The following is a 4194-nucleotide window of genomic DNA, read 5'->3' as shown; positions in this document are numbered from 1 at the left end:
GTGAATAAACCTTACTTTGATGATAATGAAACCATATACTATGCGGTAAGATTAACAAGGCACATGAATAAAACAGTTGATTTTGATGGTTGGTTAATTGAAGGTTTAACTAAAGAGGAGATTGAAGAGATGGTGAAAGATGAAGATAAATGAGGGTGAAATTAGATTAGGTAATGGTGATGTTATACCGTGTGAGGATGTTTCAGTTGATTTATCTGTGGATGATTCTATTAGTAATATTAGTAGGAGTGATGAGTGTGAGGAGATTAGTTTGGGTTTGCATGAGGGTATAGTGACGATTTTGAAGAAATGTTTGGCTGCGAAGTATAAACGGAATTTTGATAGGTGTAAGGCTTGTAAGTATTTCCGGATTAATGTTGATGCTGATACGGGTTGTTCTAGTTTTTGTTGTGGTTTTGGTGTTAGTCCGTTGGATATGTTGTCTGGGGATGTTTGTTTGTTGGTGTGATTGGACAAGGTTTATATACTAGTTTAAGCTAATAGAAGAACAAGAATACACAAGTATTCAAATAAAACCCAAAGAAAGAGGCGATAAAAAATGAAAAAACTAATGTACCAACTCAAAAAAATACTAACCAGAGAAAACATACCACACTTCGAAATAGACCACATACAAGACGAACCATACTACATAGACATAAGACTAATCCACGAAACAAAAGAAACCGCAGACAAAATAGCAGAATGCATAAAAAACGCAAACACCGACAACAAAATATTAGAAATAGAAACATACATACCACACCAAGACACTATCAACTACGGTTTCAGTGGAATACCATTCACAGGCATAAGCCTAGAAATAAACTTATCCGAAGCAATAGCTTTAAACGAAGATTTCATATTACTAGATGACAACGAACCAGTCATCTAAATCTTTTATTTTTTTTAGTCGCATGAATACTTACCAAATGCTCTCCCACAAGGAGTATATATTATATGGTATTAATATTGTATTGAAGTCACAGAGAGATATTTATTTTTAGATTATTATCTTTTTTTTAAATGGTGATGGTTGTTTGGTATAAATAATCTAAAAGCTATCTGTGGCTTTTTTTCTTTTATCATATTTTTTTTGATGATGGGTCTTTTTTTCCGTTATATTTTTTAACCAAATAATATATACTATAAATTATAGTTTTAAATTATTCCCTTAAAAAGAGTTAAAAAAGATGACCCTATCCAACTTAACAATCCATGAAAGAGCCGAAGAATTCGTAAAAAAACATCACGCAGACACCTACGAAAAAGGCCAAGCACAAATATACTGGAGAGACTTCTTCGACATATTTGGAGTAGACGTCCACCAAGTAGTAGTATTCGAAGAATCCGTGAAAAAATTCGACGGAAGCCCAGGATTCATAGATGCATTCTGGAAAGGGAAACTCATAATTGAACACAAATCACTAGGAAAAAACTTAGACCTAGCATACTCACAAGCAATAGAATACCTACAAAAACTACCACCAGAAGAAATACCTGATTACGTAATTGTATCAGACTTCCAAAGAATAAGACTAACCAACCTAATAACCAAAGAAGAAACAGAAATACACATCCACGAATTACCCTCAAGAATACATTTATTCGATTTCATCCACATGGAAAACACAGAAGAATCACCACAATTAAACTTAAACCTACAAGCATCACGATTACTCGCAGACCTACACGAAGAAATACTAAACGACAACTATGATGAACACTCACTAGAACTATTCATGGTAAGAATACTATTCTGCTTATACGCTGAAGACACCAACATATTCAAACCAAAACAATTCAAAAAACTAATCGAAAAACCAAACGAAGCATTCAGAGTAGGAGAAGACATTCAATTATTATTCCGTGTACTCGACCAAAAAGAAGAAGACAGGCAAAGCAACCTACCACCAGAATTCCAAGAATTCCCATATGTAAACGGAGCATTATTCAGAGAACCTATAGTGCCTCCAATGTTCACAGATTCAACAGTAGAAAAATTATTAAAAGCCTGTGAATTTGACTGGTCAGAAATCAACCCATCCATATTCGGAAGCCTATTTCAAAATGTAGTTGATCCTGAAGTAAGAAGATACCTCGGAGCACACTACACTAGTGAAGATAATATTAACAAAGTAATCAACACCTTATTCCTAAATGACCTATGGGATGAATTCTACAAAGCCAAAAATAATAAAAACAAATTACGATTACTACATGAAAAAATAGGGAACTTAAAATTCCTGGACCCTGCCTGTGGCTGCGGAAATTTCCTGATAATCACATATCGCCAACTCAGAGAACTAGAATATAAAATACTAAAAATATTATTAGATGAAGATGATAGTCAACTACATTTCAATGCAAGTGATTTAACTAAAGTAAAAATAGATCACTTCTATGGAATCGAAATTGAAGACTTCCCCGCAAGAGTAGCTCAAGTAGCAATGTGGTTCACACAACACCAAATGGACATAAAATTTGAATCCTTACAAATACACAAAGACAACCTACCCTTAAAAGACTCTCCAAATATCTATATTAAAAATGCTTTAGAATTAGATTGGGAAGAAATATTACCTCCAAACGATAATGTATATATCTTAGGAAATCCACCATTCGTAGGTTCAAGATTACAATCCGATGAACAAAAAGAAGATATGAAACGAGTATTCAAAGGATTTAAAAAAGTAGGAAACCTTGATTATGTTTGTGCATGGTATAAAAAAGCAACAGAATACATTCAAAACACAAATATAGAAGTATGCTTCGTATCCACAAATAGTATCTGCCAAGGAGAACAATCATCAATACTATGGGAACAGTTAAACCAACATTACAATGTCACATTAAACTTCGCACACACTACATTCAAATGGAGTAATGAATCCAAAGACAAAGCAGCAGTATACGTAATAATAATAGGATTCAGCACACATGACCGACCAGTTAAAAAATTATTCAAATATCCAAAAATAACCAGTCCCAGATATGAAGAATATAATGTTAAACACATTAACAATTACCTAATGGATTATGAAGATGTATATGTTAAAACAAGAAGAACCCCTTTAGAAAATGTCCCTCATATGATGTTCGGCAACATGCCTAATGATGGTGGAAACCTCCTATTAACCCCTGAAGAAAAAGAAGAATTAATCCGTAAAGAACCCCAAGCAGAAAAATATATTCATCCATTCATAAGTGCAAGAGAATTCTTAAATAATGGAGAAAGATACTGCATATGGTTAGAAAATTATAATCCCGCAGAACTACAAAGATGCCCTTTAATACTTGAAAGAGTGGAAAAAGTAAGAGATTTAAGAAACAAAAGTAAACGAAAAGAAACCCAAGAACTAGCTAAAACACCAACTCGTTTTGGAGAAGTAAGACAACCAGATTCAAATTATATTTTAGTGCCTCGTGTTTCATCAGTAAACAGGGAATATATTCCCATGGCATTTTTTGATAAAGATAAAATAGTAAGTGATTCATGTTCCTGCGTACCTAATGCTGAATTATATGACTTCGGAATATTAACCTCAAAAATGCATATGACCTGGGTAAAATATATTTGTGGAAAACTAAAAGGAGACTATAGATATTCCCCATCTATTGTTTATAATAATTATCCATTCCCTACTGAAGTACCCGATGATTTACGTGAAGCTATTAGTAAATGTGCAGAAGATATAATACATGTCCGTGAAAAATATGATTCATCTTTAGCCCAATTATATAATCCGTTATTAATGCCCTTCGATTTGAGAAAAGCACATGACAGATTAGATATATTAGTTGATAAAGCTTATCGTAAAGAGAAATTTACGGATGATGATGATCGTATGAAATTATTATTTGATTTATACCTGGAATTAATTTAGGTCATCCCTTCTTTTTTTAGTTACCTTTAAATATAGACCATAATATAAAGTTTAGTATAACAATGTATTATTAATTTATGGGGAAATTAATTATGGGTTTATTCAACCGCAAAAAAAAGAAACAAGAAAACACTGAAACATACAAACCATCCGAAGAATACATACAACAAATACTAACTGATGGTGTAGATGTGGAAGTAGGGATGGGAGTTCATGGAAACGATGAACTAGTCGCCGGAGCCATGCTAGGCAGTACAGGTAAACTAATAGCCATGAACAATTATGGTAAAATAAAATACCAACCTAC

4 protein-coding genes are annotated in these 4194 nt (G+C 33.1%); all 4 read left to right on the top strand.

Features of this window, described 5'->3' with window-relative positions; genetic code table 11:
• The first annotated feature begins 139 nt into the window (after positions 1-139).
• Positions 140-469 (top strand): hypothetical protein, encoded by a 330-nt coding sequence (locus ACJROP_RS09480; protein WP_406535226.1) that lies wholly within the window; start codon positions 140-142, stop codon positions 467-469.
• Positions 470-559: 90 nt separating this feature from the next.
• Positions 560-895 (top strand): hypothetical protein, encoded by a 336-nt coding sequence (locus tag ACJROP_RS09475; protein WP_406535225.1) that lies wholly within the window; start codon positions 560-562, stop codon positions 893-895.
• 298 nt (positions 896-1193) lie between these two features.
• Entirely contained in the window at positions 1194-3887 is a 2694-nt protein-coding gene (locus ACJROP_RS09470) for a class I SAM-dependent DNA methyltransferase (RefSeq protein ID WP_406535224.1), read from the top strand.
• 92 nt (positions 3888-3979) lie between these two features.
• Positions 3980-4194, top strand: a 215-nt coding sequence (locus ACJROP_RS09465; RefSeq protein WP_406535223.1) for a hypothetical protein, incomplete at its 3' end; no start/stop codon positions are given.

The organism is Methanobrevibacter sp., assembly GCF_045220775.1.
Lineage (GTDB): Archaea > Methanobacteriota > Methanobacteria > Methanobacteriales > Methanobacteriaceae > Methanocatella.
This window is presented reverse-complemented; position numbering and strand designations above follow the sequence as displayed.

Excerpts from the sequence above, each read along its gene's own strand:
- ACJROP_RS09480 (WP_406535226.1), top strand. The coding sequence starts at position 140 with ATGAAGATAAATGAGGGTGAAATTAGATTAGGTAATGGTGATGTTATA.
- ACJROP_RS09475 (WP_406535225.1), top strand. The coding sequence starts at position 560 with ATGAAAAAACTAATGTACCAACTCAAAAAAATACTAACCAGAGAAAAC.
- ACJROP_RS09470 (WP_406535224.1), top strand. The coding sequence starts at position 1,194 with ATGACCCTATCCAACTTAACAATCCATGAAAGAGCCGAAGAATTCGTA.